Annotated in this window: 18 protein-coding genes; 4 read left to right on the forward strand and 14 right to left on the reverse strand. The window is 36.1% G+C overall.

Annotation, left to right across the window (positions count from 1 at the left end):
• Positions 1 to 3 precede the first annotated feature (3 nt).
• Positions 4 to 381, forward strand: coding sequence for a 30S ribosome-binding factor RbfA (rbfA, locus tag IPI15_RS03440; protein ID WP_287400736.1), 378 nt, complete (start codon positions 4 to 6; stop codon positions 379 to 381).
• Between the two features lie 294 nt (positions 382 to 675).
• Here the strand turns inward: rbfA and IPI15_RS03445 are convergent, their stop codons facing one another.
• From IPI15_RS03445 to IPI15_RS03470, 6 genes are all read right to left on the reverse strand, one after another.
• Positions 676 to 1,452: a DDE-type integrase/transposase/recombinase gene (locus tag IPI15_RS03445; RefSeq protein WP_287419188.1), complete on the reverse strand. Its 777-nt coding sequence runs from the start codon at positions 1,450 to 1,452 to the stop codon at positions 676 to 678.
• A gap of 124 nt (positions 1,453 to 1,576) precedes the next feature.
• Positions 1,577 to 1,930: a transposase gene (locus IPI15_RS03450; RefSeq protein ID WP_287400740.1), complete on the reverse strand. Its 354-nt coding sequence runs from the start codon at positions 1,928 to 1,930 to the stop codon at positions 1,577 to 1,579.
• Positions 1,931 to 2,601: 671 nt separating this feature from the next.
• Entirely contained in the window at positions 2,602 to 3,087 is a 486-nt protein-coding gene (locus tag IPI15_RS03455; protein ID WP_287400742.1) for a GNAT family N-acetyltransferase, read from the reverse strand.
• A 22-nt stretch (positions 3,088 to 3,109) separates the two neighbouring features.
• Positions 3,110 to 3,766, reverse strand: coding sequence for a hypothetical protein (locus tag IPI15_RS03460; protein ID WP_287419189.1), 657 nt, complete (start codon positions 3,764 to 3,766; stop codon positions 3,110 to 3,112).
• An 11-nt stretch (positions 3,767 to 3,777) separates the two neighbouring features.
• The gene (gene crcB / locus IPI15_RS03465) at positions 3,778 to 4,152 is read right to left on the reverse strand and encodes a fluoride efflux transporter CrcB (protein ID WP_287400746.1); all 375 of its coding nucleotides are present in this window, start codon (positions 4,150 to 4,152) and stop codon (positions 3,778 to 3,780) included.
• A 45-nt stretch (positions 4,153 to 4,197) separates the two neighbouring features.
• Positions 4,198 to 4,941 (reverse strand): alpha/beta fold hydrolase, encoded by a 744-nt coding sequence (locus IPI15_RS03470; protein ID WP_287400748.1) that lies wholly within the window; start codon positions 4,939 to 4,941, stop codon positions 4,198 to 4,200.
• Between the two features lie 155 nt (positions 4,942 to 5,096).
• Between IPI15_RS03470 and IPI15_RS03475 the strand changes: the two genes are divergently transcribed.
• Positions 5,097 to 5,942 (forward strand): class I SAM-dependent methyltransferase, encoded by an 846-nt coding sequence (locus IPI15_RS03475; RefSeq protein WP_287419190.1) that lies wholly within the window; start codon positions 5,097 to 5,099, stop codon positions 5,940 to 5,942.
• Between the two features lie 313 nt (positions 5,943 to 6,255).
• On the opposite strand, the gene IPI15_RS03480 is transcribed toward IPI15_RS03475, so the two are convergent.
• Positions 6,256 to 6,993, reverse strand: coding sequence for a DUF4197 domain-containing protein (locus IPI15_RS03480; RefSeq protein ID WP_287400750.1), 738 nt, complete (start codon positions 6,991 to 6,993; stop codon positions 6,256 to 6,258).
• A 258-nt stretch (positions 6,994 to 7,251) separates the two neighbouring features.
• The gene (locus IPI15_RS03485; RefSeq protein WP_287419192.1) at positions 7,252 to 8,490 is read right to left on the reverse strand and encodes a hypothetical protein; all 1,239 of its coding nucleotides are present in this window, start codon (positions 8,488 to 8,490) and stop codon (positions 7,252 to 7,254) included.
• Positions 8,491 to 8,804: 314 nt separating this feature from the next.
• Here IPI15_RS03485 and IPI15_RS03490 point away from each other — a divergent pair, with 314 nt between their 5' ends.
• Complete coding sequence (locus IPI15_RS03490; protein WP_287419193.1) at positions 8,805 to 10,400, forward strand: hypothetical protein; 1,596 nt, start codon at positions 8,805 to 8,807, stop codon at positions 10,398 to 10,400.
• Between the two features lie 43 nt (positions 10,401 to 10,443).
• On the forward strand, positions 10,444 to 11,772 hold the full coding sequence (locus tag IPI15_RS03495; RefSeq protein WP_287400756.1) for an APC family permease: 1,329 nt from the start codon (positions 10,444 to 10,446) through the stop codon (positions 11,770 to 11,772).
• 1,316 nt (positions 11,773 to 13,088) lie between these two features.
• Here IPI15_RS03495 and dinB read toward each other — a convergent pair.
• From dinB to IPI15_RS03525, 6 genes are all read right to left on the reverse strand, one after another.
• On the reverse strand, positions 13,089 to 14,300 hold the full coding sequence (gene dinB / locus IPI15_RS03500; protein ID WP_353738727.1) for a DNA polymerase IV: 1,212 nt from the start codon (positions 14,298 to 14,300) through the stop codon (positions 13,089 to 13,091).
• Positions 14,301 to 14,500: 200 nt separating this feature from the next.
• Entirely contained in the window at positions 14,501 to 14,917 is a 417-nt protein-coding gene (locus IPI15_RS03505) for a VOC family protein (protein WP_287400758.1), read from the reverse strand.
• Between the two features lie 204 nt (positions 14,918 to 15,121).
• Positions 15,122 to 16,162, reverse strand: a complete 1,041-nt coding sequence (selD, locus tag IPI15_RS03510; RefSeq protein WP_353738728.1) for a selenide, water dikinase SelD — start codon at positions 16,160 to 16,162, stop codon at positions 15,122 to 15,124.
• Positions 16,155 to 17,189, reverse strand: coding sequence for a tRNA 2-selenouridine(34) synthase MnmH (mnmH, locus tag IPI15_RS03515; protein ID WP_287419195.1), 1,035 nt, complete (start codon positions 17,187 to 17,189; stop codon positions 16,155 to 16,157). The genes selD and mnmH overlap by 8 nt, the downstream gene beginning before the upstream one ends.
• Positions 17,190 to 17,324: 135 nt before the next feature.
• Positions 17,325 to 17,738 (reverse strand): type II toxin-antitoxin system VapC family toxin, encoded by a 414-nt coding sequence (locus IPI15_RS03520; protein ID WP_287419197.1) that lies wholly within the window; start codon positions 17,736 to 17,738, stop codon positions 17,325 to 17,327.
• Entirely contained in the window at positions 17,735 to 17,980 is a 246-nt protein-coding gene (locus IPI15_RS03525; RefSeq protein WP_287400761.1) for a DUF6364 family protein, read from the reverse strand. The genes IPI15_RS03520 and IPI15_RS03525 overlap by 4 nt, the downstream gene beginning before the upstream one ends.
• Between the last annotated feature and the right edge of the window lie 795 nt (positions 17,981 to 18,775).

The following is an 18,775-nucleotide window of genomic DNA, read 5'->3' on the forward strand; positions in this document are numbered from 1 at the left end:
GAAATGTCTTTCAGGAAATTACAAATAGCAGAATTACTCAGAAGAAATATTAGTATTGTACTTCAGGCCGATGGTCACTATATCTATGGCCCGGAAGCAATGGTGACTGTCACTTCAGTCAATGTGACACCGGATCTGGCTTTAGCCAAGGTGTATTTGAGTATTTTTAACAGTGAAAATAAGCAGGCTGTTCTTCTTGAGCTTGAAGCCGCTATTCATGAAGTTAAAAAGAACCTTTACAACCGCATTAGGAAACATGTGCGCAGAGTTCCGGACATCGTTTTTTATCTTGATGATACTTTGGATGAGATCCATAAAGTTGATGAAATGATGAGAAAGTTAAGGGAGGATAATCAGATGGGATCAGACGAGGAGGAGTAGGTTGTTGGCTATTAGCTTTTGGCTGTTGGCTGTTGGCCCTGTGATGGATCATGATTTCAATTGACAGGTTTTACCCAACAACCCAACAAGATGTGGAAAACTTGATTTTGTAAATATAGTAATATCTTTCATTTTTGACTCGACGGTTGCGTAAAGCGGACTGGAGCTCTGCTGGGGAGCAACTCCAGAAGGAATAGCGTAATTACTCATATATGGAATGAATTCCGAGCAGGAGGCTTTTACCTTCTGCTTTTTAATTTATTCAGTTTAGGGAATCATGCCTTATAAACCCATTCATTGCTCATTGTTTTTGAAATCGAACATAACTTTAGTCGGCCTCATTTCCAATGGTAATGATTCAATGTATTCTTCAAATTGTACCGGGCTTCTATTTCCAAGTTGTTTAATTGCCCTTTGTTCATTATTCAGCTTTTGTATCTTTTTACATGCTTTAACGAGTCCTGAATAAGTCGTGACTCCCCATGGTATCAAGTACCTGTTTTTAACATTATCGTTTAGTTGTTCTGCACTACCGTTTTCTTTACACTTTTTAGATCTGCTTATCTGCATACCCAATTCATTTAGGAGCATTAAATAAATCAATGCCTCATATTGTGAGCCGTTGTCTGTATGATGAATGGCAAATTTTAGATTTTGAGCTCCTCTTATGCTAATGCATCTTTTTAAACTAGCCACAGCTTGCTCTGCTTTCATATTTTTGGAAGGAAGTAAGCATAATATGAATTGAGAGTACACATCTTTGAGGCAAAAAATAAAATGCCATGTTCCATCGACCATATAGTATGTAATGTCCCCTACTATCAACTGGTTTATTCCATTTAATACTAAACCATTTGTCAGGTTGGGATATGTTTTCTTCCCTTTTCCATCACTTGTTTTTGGTACTTGTGGCCGACTTTTCCGGACATTCATTCCTGCTTCAGCCACCCATCTTTCGAATCTATTTATGCCAACTCCCAGGTATATTCCTTGATTTAATATACTATAAAACAAAGTCCTCGCACTAAATCCAGGATGGTTGGCCCGCCACACTTTCGCTAACTCAAGCACATCAGATTTTAGCTTATCTATTTGAACCTCACTTTTCTGATGTTGACTTAATCCCTGACACTGTAGCCTACTTCTCGATATAACTGTTCCATACTAAATGATTTAGTTCTTGTCTGAAAGTTGGCTAAGACTTTTTTAAAAATTTCTCCTTAATATCCACTTGAAAATGCTCGCCAGCAACCTTCAATAGCTCCTCATAATACTCAATCTTTATAAGTTGTTTTCCTAATAAATTCTCCATGTGGTGGATCTTCCCTTCAGAATTTTTCCACTTTAAATAATCCGATTCTGTTTCAATTACTATTACCGGAGATTTATAATCTTTCGTTCCATATTTCTTCAACCACCTGTAAATAGCAGTGTCTCCCAACTCCAGCATATTGGATAATTTATGTACGGTAATCTGACCAGATTCTATCTGTTCTACCTTTTCCTTTTTGAAACTTTCTGAAAATAACCTTCTAACTTTTTTTGTCATAACTTTAAATTTAGAAAGTTTTCCACACTTTTAGTTGTCAACGTATATCATGATACATCACTGTTGTGGAAACGAGATGATGTAGTTCTTGCGGATTAAACGTTTTGCTATTTTTTCTAATATAACTTAAGAAATGCCCTTATAACATTCTCACCTTCTAACATTCTCACATTCTAACCTCAATTTCATCATAATGCCACCGCCTTCGGGGTTATGGAAGAATTATATTCTTTTTTTCTATAATAATGCCAACCTTTCAGGTTTTTTTAGCTGCTTTATCTATCTCCATATATTTGAAGGGGCTTTTGGCTTTTAGCTGTTGGCTTTTGGCTTTTTGTGGAAACGAGATGATGTAGTTCATTTATCAATCGATCATACGATCACACATCGCTTGATCACATATCACCTGATCACTCATCACTCATATTTTATCATTTCTCACCTTCTCACTTCCTCACTTCTTCACTTTCTGACCTCTATTTCATCATAATGCCACCGCCTTCGGGGTTATGGAAGAATTATATTCTTTTTTTCTATAATAATGCCAACCTTTCAGGTTTTTTCTAAAAATGAACTTTATCTACTTCGTGAAATTTTAGCATATTAACGATTACCGATTACCGATTACCGATTATCAATTACAAATTACCCATTACCCATTGCCTCCTTATTCACAATTCCCGCCCCATCCACATATTACATCCAAAGTGACCGGAATTACCTAGAGGTCCATTTAAATTTTCAAAGCCATATTTCTTATACATATTGACAGCCAGGCTCAGCTGAGGAAGCGTTTCAAGATACATATACTTAAAACCATCTTTTATAGCATGTTCAATTGCTTGATCCAGCAGCATCTTGCCAATTCCTTTTCCACGAAAGGATGCATTTATGTACATTTTGACCAATTCACAAGTGTCAGAATTCAACCCTTCAGTGGGGAAATAACCACCACCTCCGACGATGTTGCCATCCACTATTGCTACAAAATAATTTGAATTTGTTGCCTCGAAAATACTATGAAGATCATCGGTCGCAGTGTCGTAGTATACAGTTCCGGGAAGATCTGCTCCAAAATCTTTTAACGCTTCCCGAATGATGACGGCAATAGCTTTATTGTCTTTAATTTCAAGTTTTCTAATGTTTACCAAATCCATCAATGAGTTTTAACATTTTGAATTATAAGACTATTTTGTATTGAACTGCAAAAAATATAAAATGTTTTTCTTTATCCCAGGGATTGAAAGAGGATAACATAAGATATAGTTTATCTGTTCTGTAACCAATTAAAATACCGGGATCAATCATTCTGATCGTATTATCCCAAAATATTTGCACCGTAGCACCTGCCCTGAATTTATTGAAAATTGGAAATTGAATGTCTGACCAATTAAAATAAAAATTTGGACGATCATTGAGGATCACAGAGTATTGGTTGGTGAGGTTGAATTCGACTTTTGGATGGATGAGATTGTAGTAAAACTGGAATGAGGCGCCCTGATAATCGCCTAAAAGTATGCCTAATTGAGGTGTGAAGATATTCAAGCCCGTTTTTCCAACCATAAAGTTTCTGCCGCCATAAAGCCCAAGTGTGCCATTGCGGTCGTAATTATACCGCACTTCACCGTAGAAATTACCTTTCGAAAATGGTATATAAGGAATTAATAAAGGATTGTATGTTTTGAGGCTATATTCAAAGTTGGGAAAGATGGCACCTATGAGTGCTGGATTAATAACGAAAGAGCTATCCTGGGCATTCAACTTGAGATTTAAAAAAACACACAATACAATCAGATAAAAAAGCTCTCTTTTTGTTTTTATTGTTGAACTTCTCATAATCTGTTAATTTAAGATTTGAACCATAGACTGCCCAACCAAAAAGCTACTAATCCTAATGTTACTGTAACCCCAAGATATACAGATGCAAGTAAGAATTGTTTATTCGATATAAATGAATATTCTTCAATGGTTAATGCCGAGAATGTTGTAAGGCCTCCACAAAATCCTGTTATTAGAAGTAAGCGCAGGTCATCTGAAAGTTGAATATTCTTTTCAATTAGATTAAGGAACAACCCTGCCAGGAAGCAACCGATAATATTAACAAGAAAAGTAGCAATAGGAATCTCAGAAAACTGAAACTTATAGGTCAAAATATTAATGATATACCTTAATGCCGCTCCAATGGCACCGCCCAACCCAACTATTAATATTGATCTAAACATATTCAATATTAAAAATAATAATTGAATTATCCTTAAGAATCTGCCTTATTGATATTTTTTCAGTAATTGAGCATTAATAACTTTAGATATTTCTTCTGCTTTTGAAAGTACCATAAAATGTTCGCCACCTTTAATCACTTTATCGGCATCGACATATTCAAGCTTAACCATTTTATCTGCACTTCCATTGATTTGATAAGCGAAGGGTGACTTATTGGGATGTTTCCATTTACCAATTGCTTTCAGTGCCCATTTTAGAAACTTTGCGTCAGTATCTTTCAGGATAGATTTTAATAAAGCTTTTTCTTCAAGGGTATGGGTACCAAAAAGATTGTAGGTAAATTTATTAGTTGATTTTAGGAAAGGTGCTGAGAATGGACTTAGGAGCACAAATCCAATAAGTCCTCTGTAGAATTTCCCTATTGGCCTGCCCACAGAATTGCTGGATATCAGGATTATTTGTTCCGGACGAATCTTCTCCGAGATAACTGTTGCCATCATACCTCCAAATGATAAGCCGACTATTTGAAAGGGTTTCGTTGTATCTATTTGGGAGATAAGTCTTCCCGCATAATCCTCAATGGTCTCTTTTCTTTTAGGATCGATCCATTCTATATTAATTACATTGAACTTTGGATCTATGTTCAGATTTTGGAATACCCTTTTATCCGCACCTAATCCACTGATAAAGTAAACATTCATTTTATCATTTTTAACTTGTCCCAGCATACTTGTCGGATTGTAGAAATTTAAGATCATGAATATAAATGCATAGATAAATTGCTTCATACGAACTTTTTTTACGATTTTTTTATGACCCTTTCGTGTGCCATGGTATTATTACGCAAAATCCAATAAAATAGTTTTGACGGTGGTATTAATTTAGAATAATTACTTTTGCCAATAATTTTTAGATCCAGGAGATCCTGTTTTAAAATTTTTCTATGTTAAAAAGTATTTATAGATTTTTAAGCCCAAAGTTCCAAAATATTTTTCTTGATTATAAAGTGGATATGAGGCCGCGCTATGGGCATGGCTTACCTGCTCATAAAGGTCTATACGAAATTATAAATGCACATAGAAGTGATTATGAATTGATTCTGAAGGAAGCATTAAAGTATAAAGAGCAATTTTGGATAATCAAGGATAGCAGTATTGAAAAAGATTCTATCAAGCCGGCTTGGAATAATGGATTTTTGCCGGGGCTGGACATTATTGCGATTTATGCCATTTTAGCCAAATTCAAACCTTCAAAATATATTGAAATAGGCTCTGGCAATTCAACCAAAGTAGCATATAAAGCGAAGAAAGAGTTAGGCCTTACTACTAAAATTATTTCGATTGACCCTATGCCTCGTGCGGAAATTGATAGCCTGGCTGATGAAGTTCACAGAAAACCATTTGAAAACCTTGATTTTGACATTGTTGATCTACTGGAAGAAAATGATATTCTTTTCGTGGACAACTCTCATCGCATACTTCCAAATTCGGATTCTATGGTTTTTTACATGGAAATTCTTCCAAGGCTGAAAAAAGGTGTGATCGTTCACATTCATGATATCTATCTGCCATATGATTATCCTCAGTTTATGTGTGATAGGGCATATTCTGAGCAATATGGTCTAGCCATTTATCTCCTGGCCAACCCGGAAAAGTATAAAACAATCTTTCCAAATTACTTTGTTTCAGAAGATAAAGAACTTTCGTCCATCTTAAGTCCTATTTGGGATGGTGATTCTATGAAAAATGTGGAAAGACATGGTGGATCTTATTGGATCAGGATTGAATAATGATGTTAGATATACACTAGATTCGATTGAGGTAGTGGTCGTGTCGGTCAGTGGTCAGCAGTCAGGTCGTAGTAATGAAGGAATCGTTCGTGCAAAAATTTGTCGAAGCAAAATCGCTTTGTGACATTTATAAATTACAGATAAGGCTCTATGTGATGCTATATTAATTACGAAAAATAATCTCTCAAATCCATTTGCCGAACAGAAAAACTAGAATCTGTAAATCAGAAAAAAATTCCTTGTGTTAAAAGTCCCGGCAGGGTCAGACACTCAACGTCAGAGGTTAAAAAAAATTAACTACCCCTATTTAAACTTATTTCTTGCCAAATACTTTCTTCAGAAGATCAGTGACCTGTGCAGCAGCATTGTTTCTAATATTGATCTCTTCTTTAGCAATCAATACCATAAGTCCGTCGATTGCTTTATTCGTTACATATGCCTCCAGGTCAGGATTTTGTTTTTGAACAAAGGGAATTTTGTTATAGGTAGTAATCAAAGGTGTCCAGTAAGAGGTTACTTTGACTTTATCTATTGCACTTCTGACTATTGGCGTGAAGGTATTTCGTAAAGATTCAGAAGTGTTTGTCCTAAGATAATTGGTGGCAGAAGTATCAGCACCTTTGAGGATGTTAAAACCATCTTTAACAGTCATGTTTTTGACAGCTGAGACAAAAATCGGAGCAGCACTTTTCGCTGCTTCTTCAGCAGCTCTATTAAGCGATGCCTCAAAGTCTTCGACTTGTTTGCTCATGCCTATTGCAACAAGCTTTTCTTTCATATTCCGGGCTTCTTGAGGCCATGGAATAAAGATTGCTGGGTTTTTATAAAATCCATCAACTTTTGAAGCGAGTCCAGCAGAGTTCTCCGCGCCTATTGTAAGAGCTTCTTTAAGCCCGGCAACAACTTCGTCATTTGAAAGCGAAACGTTTCCATTGCCGGAAGTTATTTCTTTGGCAGCTTTCTTAGCTTTTGAGAATAAGTCACTTTGAGCATTTAAGTTCAAAGTTAAAAGACAAAGAATAGAAAAAAATATTAGCTTTTGAAATTGCATGTTTTGTTTTTGTAAGTAAGTAACGATTTATGTGATCCGTATGTTTATTCTTGAAAAAATATTAAGAATATTCTAACAAAATAGTACTTTTTGCTTGATACAACCATCGGAGTTTTATTCTAATTTCTAATTTTTAATTTAATAATACCAACGTTTTTAGAGTTTCATTTCTAACACTGAAACTTTATCAATTGAAAAACAAAGCAAGCCACAGAATTCTGTGTAGATTCTGCAGCCTGCCTTGAATATAAAAAAATACTACCCTCTTCCTGAACGTTTTCCTTGTCCACTCGATCTGTTTTGACCGGAAGGAGCTTTGGAATTGCTTCTTTCGCTTCTTTTTACATCAGACCTTTGTTGTCTGCTATTACTTTTCTCCACTTTTTCAGGGTGGGAATTTCTCTCTTGCCTTTGAGGTTTGTTATCTCTGGATGGAGCTGTGCGCGGTTCTGAGCGCTGTGAAGGCGTATTTTGTTCACTCCTGTTTCTTTCAGACGATCCTCTTTGGTTTTCTCTTACATCAGATCTTTGCTGCCTTTGATCAGAAGGTTGAGTTCTTTGTCTGTCACGACTATCCGCCTTAGGAGTAGTTCGTTGATCAGAGCGTGAAGTTTTGTCAACATTGCTTCGGGAGTCAAGTCTGTCTGCACGGTCAACTGAGCGGCCACGACTGCCCTCATTTCTGATCACTATCTTATTGGTTGTTCTGTAATTATTGACAACTTTTTCATTGCGTACTTTGACTGTATTTGAAGTCATTCTATGTGGATTGTAAGCCGCTCGTGCTTTATAGCACCTTGGTTGACTAATCACATGGTAATGATTGTGGTAATGATAAGATCTTGGATAGAAGTTATGCCAATACATTGGTCTCCATGGATTCCAATATGATGGATAGCGGTGCCAATGCCAAGGAGAAACATACACTATATAAGCAGGTTGATAGATAAACCTCACACAAGGCCATGCCCATACGTTGAAATACAATCTAACAGGAGCCTTGTATTCAAATGGTGAAGGGCCGCTTTTTACATCACCGTTGACTCTGATATCATTTTGAGTTTCTTCCATCGCCGGTTCTACGTATACGTCTTTACCATAGATATCAGCATCTCCCACTATTTGTGCAATAGCGTCATCCTTACCTTTCATCTCTATTTCGATAACAGCGATGTCCTGGCTTTCATTTTCTGAAATAACTGCTTGAAGCACAATGGCATGGACATCACTTTCTTTTTTGTCTATTACTTTGATATAATCAATCTCTCCATCGCCATTGAGATCCAGATTGTTCACATTATTCTTCTCGTCATTTATAGCTTTTTCAAAATCTTCCGGTGAAGTTGCTTTGCTAAATAAGTCCATAGCTCCCTGCAAACTAAAATTGTCTCCAGGCAAACCTGTTGAATCAGCCTTTATATCAGCTTGACTAAATGCTGTTAAGCTGAAAAAAATACTAAAAATGAAAACACCAAATAATACGCTCTTGTTTTTCATGATTTTTTAATTTAAAATTTAAATATCTTTTGTTAAATCGTTTTATCCACATTCAATAATTTTGGATCTGCAGATCATTTAATTACCTATTGGATGTAAATAAAACGATTTAGTTTAAGCTGTAGTCGCACGAATAACATTAATGTTGCGTTAAACAAATGAAAGAATGTTAAAATTCTATAATTGGGAAATTGGATTAATGTTCTAAAACTAAATATTCTCCACATATTTACTATTTTTCAACTGTTAAAATTTATTTTTTAAATATTTAAAATAATTTAGTTTTGACATGAAATAATGAATCAGATCACTGAATGAAGCAAAAGAAAAAACATCTTCCTATAATTTTACTAATTCTCGGCTGTTTATTGTTACTAATTGAAGTAGCAAGGATAATTGCAGAGGTTCAGGTTAAAAAAGTACTAAGGGTACAAATAGAAAATTTAAAAAAGAGAGGAATTCAAGTTGATTATGCCAATGTGCAGATAGGTTTATTTAATAGATCTGTGGTGCTTTCTCAAATCAATGTTTCTGCATTGAATGAAAAGGATAGTGTCTTTCATGCCACAATAAGGAAGATCAATCTGGTAAATATCGATATAAAAAAGGTGCTTTTCCTGGATCACTTGGACATTCGCAAACTTAATATCTCCGGTGTTGAAGTGGAGACTCATGCTAAATATAAATTGAAAACATACAATAAGCCTGAAGATGAAAAGTCTAAACTTAGAAGCATAAAGATCCATAATATAGTTTTTGATAATATTGAATGGAGACGATGGGATGCTAATGATAGTCTCGGCATGATCACCAATCTTAATAAATTGATGATAGATGGTTTCAGGATTGATTCTTTGCAAAAAAAACCGCTTAAGTATGAATTTGAAGGGCTAAGTTCGGCTGATATTGCCATGAAAATGGATAAGGGAAAACATAAAGTTACTATTCAGAAGGCGCACTATGATGAAAGCAAACAAGATCTTCTTCTTGATTCCATAAGTGTGATACCTCAATATTCTAAAGCTGATTTCCCTACCTATTTTGATCATCAGGTGGATCGTATCACTGCATATTCCAAGTCAATTCATTTACTTGGATTGACTCTTTGGGATCAAAATTCAATGTATCTGAGAGCACGTAAATTACTAATGGACTTTCAGCTTGAAGTGTATCGAGATAAAATTAACCCAAATAAAAAAACTACATTATCTGAATTACCAACAGATATACTTAAAAAGTTCAAAGTCTTTTTTAATATTGATACGTTGGAAGTTAATAATAGCTTCGTAGCATATGAAGAACTGAACAAGAAGGAAAGGGATCCAGGAAGAATATTTTTCAGTAATTTGAATATCAATGCTAATGATTTCACTAACGATACTTCAAAGCTTTCGAATATTTTGAATGTAAAAGCAAGGTTTATGGATAAAGGGCTTATGGATGTACAATTCACTTTTCCCTTTAATAATATTGAAAAATACAAAGCTTCAGGTCACATTGCACCATTTCAGCTTACAGAATTGAATAGTATTCTTAAGTCAGCTGTCCTTATTGAAGTTAAGTCCGGATTATTAGATACTTTGAGTTTTCAGTTTACTTATGATGATAAGCTTGCTACAGGTAGGGTGAATTTTTCCTATAAAGAATTAAAGGTCAACGCTTTCAAGCCAAAGAACCCTGATAAAGTAGCCATTTTTAAGACCATTGCCATTAACCAGCTTATCAAGATCAACAAAGTTATTAATGCAGATCTCACTGGTAAAATTAATTATCCTCGTAGTCCAATGAAATCAGTTTTTAGTTATTGGTGGAAGTCCTTGCTGTCCGGACTTAAGGCGGCATTCATTAAGGACGGGAATTTGCGACCCAACAGGAGAGCCACAAATAGTCCTTTACCGGCATTTGATTAAGTTTTTTTCCATTATATTTTGTTTCTTTACCTGATATAACTCTATGTCAGTAGTAAATAATTCAGAAAAAAATCAACTCAAAAAGGTCCTTGGACTAGGCTTCGGTATTGCCATCGTAATTGGCGGTACGATCGGTGTCGGTATTCTAAGGACGCCGGGTACTATAGCAGCGCAATTGCCCAATATCTGGCTTATCCTTTTATGTTGGTTGGTAGGAGGGCTTTATATGTTTATCTCTGCCATTTCTTATGCAGAACTCGCTGCTATGATGCCAAAGGCAGGCGGAATGTATAATTATGTTAAAATTGCCTTTGGGAATTACTTTGGGTTTATCGTAGGTTGGTTTGATTACATTGTCAATGCGATGGCGCCTGCTTATTATAGCATCGTCATCAGTGAATACCTCTTGTTACTTTTTCCAAATATTCCACTTAGTAAAACCATTATGGGACTTCTCATATTGTCTTCTTTTGTGGGCCTCAATTTATTAGGAACCAGGACTGGTAGTATATTTCAGCAGATTACCTCTGTTATCAAAGTATTGTTTTTCCTCTTTTTAATCATTGCCTGTTTCGGATGGGGATCGGCCTCAGTAAATCCTGCAGAGGTGGTAACTCATCTTGGCGAACCGAAAAGCCTGCTACTACCTTTCTTTATTGCGCTTCAGTTTATTACAGGTGCATATAACGGGTGGTGGAATGCAGCTGTATTTGCTGAGGAAGATACTGATCCGGGAAAGAATTTGCCTAGATCCTTTTTTATAGGTACACTTATTATCATCGCTATCTATTTGTTGATCAATGCTGCTTTATTTTATGTAGTCCCTGTTGATCAAGCTGCAAATAATCCTTTAGTTGCATCACAAGCTGCTGAACTGGTCTTTGGTAAGGCAGGTTTTATCATTATGGTATTATTCGCATTGTTTTCTTTGATCAATATTCTCAATGCCTATATGATGATCCCTGCAAGAATTCTTTTTGGTTTAGGTAGGGACGGATTATTCTTAAAACGCGCAACAGTGGTCAATTCTGGTGGAAGTCCTGTCTTTGCTTTGATCTTTTCCTTCATTCTTCAGGCTATCCTAGTTGTCATTAGTTCCTTTGATCAGCTCTTTGCTTTGGGGTCATTTTTAGGAGTTTTAATTTTAGGCTTGACTTTTTATTCAGTTATTTTTCTACGAAAAAAGTACCCTGATATGAAACGTCCCTATAAAGCCTGGGCATATCCATGGACAACTATTATAGCACTTATTTCTACTTTTGCCCTGATTATTTTCTTTTCTATCAACGACTTCAAAAGTTTGGTCATCAGCATTGTTTTGATATTGATCTCTATTCCTGCATTTAAGTTGGTTAGGAGAGGGAATCAGTAATCAGTAGTCAGTAGTCAGCAATTGAAGATTACCACAAATTTTGGTAAAGAACGACCTTCTAACCTTCTCACCTTCTCACCTTTAGAATTGATAATGAGTAATAGGTAATGGGTAATGGGTAATGAGAGCGGGCGGAACTTCTGGAATTATATCAAAGGCGAATATTGAGCTGTAGATATATGAATTAAATAGAGATTGTTTGGTGTTTGGTTCTAGGTGACTTAATAGAGTCGATTTCCAGCCTAAAGTTTATTGCCTTAAGCTTACAGTCAAAAGAAGGCCTGAAAGGTCGTTTCCCTCCAGCGAATTGCGAAAGCTGTTTGCGAATTAATGAAATATATTCCAAATAAATCAGAGTAATCAGAATCCGACTTAATAATTATCCACATCGAAGCTATCAGCAATCAGTAATTAGTAATCCAGTAATTGAAGTTTACCACAAATTTTGTAAAGAACGACCTTCTCACCATCTCACTTTCTCACCTTTAGAATTGATAATGAGTAATAGGTAATGGGTAATGGGTAATGAGAGCGGGCGGATCTTCTGGAATTATATCAAAGGCGAATATTGAGCTGTAGTTATATGAATTAAATAGAGATTGTCTGGTATTTGGAGTTTGGTTCTAGGTGACTTAATAGAGTCGATTTCCAGCCTAAAGTTTATTGCCTTAAGCTTACAGTCAAAAGAAGGCCTGAAAGGTCGTTTCCCTCCAGCGAATTGCGAAAGCTGTTTGCGAATTAATGAAATATATTCCAAATAAATCAGAGTAATCAGAATCGGACTTAATAATTATCCACATCGAAGCTATCAGCAATCAGTAGTCAGTAATCAGTAATCAGTAATTGAAGTTTACCACAAATTTTGTAAAGAACGACCTTCTCACTTTCTCACCTTCTCACTTTTAGAATTGATAATGAGTAATAGGTAATGAGTAATGGGTAATGCGAGCGGGCGGAACTTCTGGAATTATATCAAAGGCGAATATTGAGCTGTAGATGTATGAATTAAATAGAGATTGTCTGGTATTTGGTGTTTGGTTCTAGGTGACTTAATAGAGTCGATTTCCAGCCTAAAGTTTATTGCCTTAAGCTTACAGTCAAAAGAAGGCCTGAAAGGTCGTTTCCCTCCAGCGAATTGCGAAAGCTGTTTGCGAATTAATGAAACATATTCCAAATAAATCAGAACAATCAGAATCGGACTTATCAATTATCCACATCGAAGCCATCAGCCATCCGCTAATAGCCATCAGCAATCAGTAATTAGTAATCAGTAACCTTACGGAACGACCTTTTCACTTCCTCGCCTTCTTACCTTCTTAAAATGTACCGTCCGTCTGCTGATTCTTTCCATTGAACGGATTCATTCTGCTCATCGACTTTATCTCCATACCTGAAGCCCGCATGACGGCACGATCACCGAACCGGTCGCGGATATGATCCATAGATTGATATAGGCTGGTTAATTTTGGAGAGTCCTCAAATAATGAGAACTGGTGACTGCCTTGGACGAGTTCGCTGAAGCGGAGTCCGATCAGCCTGACGAGGACGCGACGATTGTATAGTTTGTCGAAAAGACCGGCGACTATCGGCAGAATTTCATGGTCGGCTGCGGTATAAGGGACCTTTTTCTGTAGGGTCTTGGTATCGAAATCAGAATAGCGGATCTTAACCGTGATGCAGGCGCAGACTTTATTTTCCCTTCTTAGTTGTAAAATGAGGCTTTCGACCATGGCTACGAGGATCGATTTTAGTCTTGTCACGTCGATGGTGTCTTTGTCGAAGGTACGTTCAGAAGATATGGATTTCTGTTTGTTATATTGCACCACGGGTGACATGTCGATGCCATTCGCCTTTTTCCAGATGGCTACACCATTCTGTCCCAGGGCACCTTCCATCATTTGTATGGGCATATTCTGGACGGTATTGATGCGACGGATGCCCATTTCGCAGAGTGTTTGAAATGTTTTTAATCCTACCATCGGGATCTTGCGGACAGAAAGTGGGCTTAGAAATTCTTTTTCGGTGCCCAGGTCGATGCGGATCTGATTGTTTGGCTTGGCTTCTCCGGTGGCGATCTTAGATACAGTCTTATTTTGAGAAAGCCCAAATGAGATAGGCAGCCCTGTTTCACGGATGATCTTTGTCCTCAGTTCGGACGCATATTTCAGGCATCCGAAAAACTTGTCCATACCGGTTAGGTCGAGGTAAAACTCGTCAATGGAGGCGATCTCATATACCGGAGCAGCTTCCTTAATGATCTCTCCCACCATTTGAGAATATTTGGAGTACAGCATCGAATCACCTTTCAACACGATAGCTTCCGGACATCTGTCGCGCGCCATCTTCATAGGCATGGCAGAATGAACACCATACTTGCGTGCTTCATAGCTGCAGGACGCCACGACGCCGCGCCCACTGGTACCACCAATGAGTATTGGTTTATTCTCAAGGCTGCTGTCCTGCAACCTTTCACACGATACAAAGAATGTATCCAGATCCATATGTAATATCGCTCTGCTGTCCATCATGCAAAATTACGAATAAGTCGTCAATATAATGATGAATAAGTCGTCATTATTTTAAAAGAGTAGAAGCCAGAGGTCTGAAGTCAGAAACTAGAGACTATCCATTGACATCTGGCGGCTAGATAACCAATTAATTTACCAATAGATTTGATTTCAAAAAGAAACAAGCTACCGCTTATATAGGGTGATACCTGCTGGCTTTTTCATAAAATTGAAAAAACTTCGTTACTATTTGTAAATGCCTTAAATTCTAATGGATTTCCGCTGAAATCAAAGACAAACATTGTTAATTGTTCTCCGGCTTTACCTTCATATCTTTTTTGTGGTTTAACCAAAAATTCGATTTTTTCCTTCTCAAGTATTTTCTGGATTCTTTGAAATTGATCGATTTCCAATAAACATCCAAAATGGGGTATTGGAACAATAATTCCATCCACTTTTCCACAATAGTCTAATTTTGGAAAATTATCACTTACATGAGCGGATAATTGATTATCAAAAAAATTGAAATCAATCCAATTTTCAGTTGATCTTCCTTCTTCACAACCCAAAATTTCAATGTAGAACTTTCGAGTTGTCTTTATATCTTTTACTTTAAAAGCGTAATGAAATTTACTCATCGATTTTGTTAATTTTATATTTTGTAATATATGTTTTAAGGCTGCAGGTAATGAATTAAGGCAACAAGAGGGCGAGGCTTTTGGAGATTATACGCTCGCGTTCGCAGGGTGTTGGGAGAGGCGCATCTCATAGGAGCGATCGGATGAGGCTATCTACTCGATTGTACAATGTTTTTTTGATTTTTAAGACTGTAATTATAAATATTATTTTTCATTAATATATATTGGCAATTCTGATCTTTCTATGATCTCACCTATTGGTTCAGAATAAAGACCCTTACTTCTTAATATGGATTCCACTTTTTGAGCAGCTTCTTTTTTGACAGCAATTAGTAATCCTCCACTGGTCTGTGGATCAAATAAGATATGTCGTTGCGTTTCGTCTTCAATTTTTAGCTTGTGACCGTAACTGTCCCAGTTTCTTAGCGTTCCTCCGGGTATACATTTTTTATCAAGATAGCTATGAATTTCTTTGAAAATCGGCACTTTGTTATAGTTAATATTCGCGGAGACATTACTGCCCTCACACACTTCCAATAAATGTCCCATTAGCCCAAATCCAGTTACATCTGTTAAAGCTGTAACCGCCTCTATTTCTGAGAGTTCTGATCCAACATCATTTAGAATAACCATCGAATTGGCAGCAATATCTATATGGTCTTCTTCTAAAATACCTTTCTTTTGTGCGGTAGCTAAAATACCAATACCTAAAGGTTTGGTTAAATAAAGTATGCTTCCTGGTTGAGCGGTATCATTACGTTTTAAATTCGAGATTACAACCGATCCGGTAACTGCAAGTCCAAATATAGGTTCAGGATTATCTATACTATGGCCTCCGGCAAGTATAATATTTGCATCAGAACAGGCTTTTCTACCACCTTCCATTACTTGAGCGGCAACTTCAGGAGCTATTTTGTCAATCGGCCACCCTAAGATTGCTATCGCCATTAATGGTTTTCCTCCCATAGCATATACATCGCTTATCGCATTGGTAGCGGCAATCCTTCCAAAGGTGAAAGGGTCGTCAACTATGGGTAAGAAAAAATCTGTAGTACTAATGATGGCTGTTCCATTACCCATATCATAGACCGCAGCATCATCTCTGGTGTCGTTACCTACCAAAAGGCGAGGGTCATCAATTTGGATAGAACTAGATTTTAATATGGTAGTTAATACTTTGGGTGATATTTTGCAGCCACAACCGGCACCATGGCTGTAGCTTGTCATTTTTATTGATTCATCCATTATTCTGATCTATTAAACTTATTAAAATATCCGCAATTTCTTCATGATTCGCGGAGGTGATTTCAAGTGTTTGAATTGAAGATTCTTCTCGTTTTTGTAATCCTTTTAAGTAGTATTTATCGTAATAAAATAGGATAATCTCTACAACTTGATTATAATTTTTGTTTTCAAGCGCATCCAAAGCGAATTTAGCTTTATCATATCCAAGCTTTTTACTTATTCGACTAATTGCAGCAGCCAACTTATCCTGGTTTAGATTAGCGTATGTATTAACAAGGTGTTCTATTCTTTTTTCTAATGGAATATTTAGGAAATATACAGGCATAACTCTCATACGAAGATAAAATAGATTAGGAATTGATACATTCCCAATTATTCTACTTTCATCCTCAATCCATATTGGTATATTAGAATTTAATCTTCTTAATATTGAAAAGAGCTTATTCTCAAATTGCTCAGTTGTAGGCTGAGGTGGAAGATCTATTCCTCCAAACACAGAACCTCTATGGTGAGCCAATCCTTCCAAGTCAACAACTTGTTGCCCTTTCTTTTCTAAAAAATGCAGTATTTCAGTTTTGCCTGTGCCTGTATATCCACCTAAGATTTTAAGATTAAAAGGTTCTTCAAAAGATCGCAACACATAATTTCTAAAAGATTTGTACCCATTTTCAATAACGTAAACCTTTTTAAAACCATGCTCGATAAGATGATCGGCAAAAGCGCTACTCCTCATGCCTCCCCGCCAACAATGCACAACAACTACTTTTTCAGGGGCAATCTCAATAGATTTATTTATAAATTCATTTAGTTTGGGAGTTACAAATTCATAACCAAGCTCAATTGCCCTTTCTTGTGACACTTTTTTATAGGCAGTGCCAACTATTGTGCGCTCTTCATCAGTAAATAAATCAACATTATGAGCATAGGGAATATGTCCTTTGGCAAACTCTCCAGGTGACCTGACATCAATAATTGGAATGTGCTCTAAATTTTGAAAGTAAAAATCTATGGTAATGATTTGTTTCATTTTAATGTCTGTATAATTTTTCAGCGGTAAACTTGTTAAATAAAAGGGAGCCTGCAAGTGATGCGCAAGTAGGGTGGTGGAGGAGCAGACATCGGAGCAGTCGGTTGAGGCCGTCTAAGCTATTGGCCAATGGCATTATATCAGAGCTAAAAATTCTTTCGTTGATAGTACAGGAATTTTTGAATTTTTGAAATCCTTCTTATTTCGAGTGATAATTACATCGATTTGATTTTCGATAGCAGAGTAATACTGAAGTCCATCTTCAAAGTCTGGGAAACTCTCATCACTCAGTGCTAATTCAGCTATTTTGTCATCTAAATTTAATAATTCTACCAGAACTTTAAATTTTCTTAAAATCTCTCTTGCTTCCTTTGCCGATTTTAGTTTGGTTAGAATGTAATTTGTATTCGCAAATGTTAAAGATGAAATTGTTAGTACCAGTTCTTTTTTGTCTGCGCGAGAAAATAAATCGGCAGCTTCATCATAGAACTTCTCTCTTTTTGAAAGAAGATCCATAACAATATTAGTATCAATTAGTAATCTGCTCATTTATATTTCTCTAGTAAATAATCTGCATAAGCATCTTTTACATCAAAATCTTTGTCCAGTGAAATTACACCGCTTAAACTTTCTACAAGTGGTGTAATTTCTGGTGAACTTTTATTGCGTTTAACGAGCGTGGATAAATAGGACTCGATAAGTTTCGATAGACTAATATCATTCGATTTAGCATAATCTTTTGCACTTTCGATAATTGACTTATTCAGACTCAGTGTGAGTTTTTTGTCCATAAACATTATTTTACGTACAAATATAATTAAAAATTACGTAGAACTCCGTTAGTAATAGATTTTATTTTGTTTGTGCTTAGCTTATTGGGCTTCGAATAAGCTGGCGATTTCGAAGCACTGCTGTAAGGGATCTGCCACCACAAAATTTAATAAGAAGCGCAAAGTTTCATATAACCACTGAGCCGCCGATTTCTTTTAGGCGCTGTGTTTGTGCCACAAATGGCAAACCCTTCTGTAAAATTAGCACAATTCAAAGAGAGCGAGGATGGTTGAAAGGACATTTATTATTAAGGGAATGGATGTCAAATTTTGAGAAATTATCATCGCTCAAAGCCAATTCAGTTACTGAGTCATCTAGATTTAATATTTCTACGAGAACTTTAAATTTTTTTTAAAATCTATTTTGCCAACTTCACCGAACTGCCTTTGAATTCAAATTAGCGAATTTATCAAGCCTGAGGTTGGATGAAGTTAAAAGTTAATACTTCTTAAAAATTCATTTGGACTCATAAATGGAAGAATTGAATTTTTAAAATCTTTTGGATTTCGTGTAATTATAATTTCACACTATGAATCGATAGCATTGAAGTGATGCAAAGCGTCTTCATAATCAGAAAATTTTGAATTCAAACTTTTTTCCATAATACTTTCATCAATTTTGCAGATTTCACTAAACAATTTGAATTTCCATAGTTTCTCTTTTGCTATTTTAGGATTTTCATGTTTACTAGAAAATAATTTACCGTTGCATACGAAATCGGCAAAGAAACAAGCGCAACTTTCTTTTGGTCAGCC

It is taken from the genome of Candidatus Brachybacter algidus, from assembly GCF_016707225.1.
Taxonomy (GTDB): Bacteria; Bacteroidota; Bacteroidia; order Chitinophagales; family Saprospiraceae; genus Parvibacillus; species Parvibacillus algidus.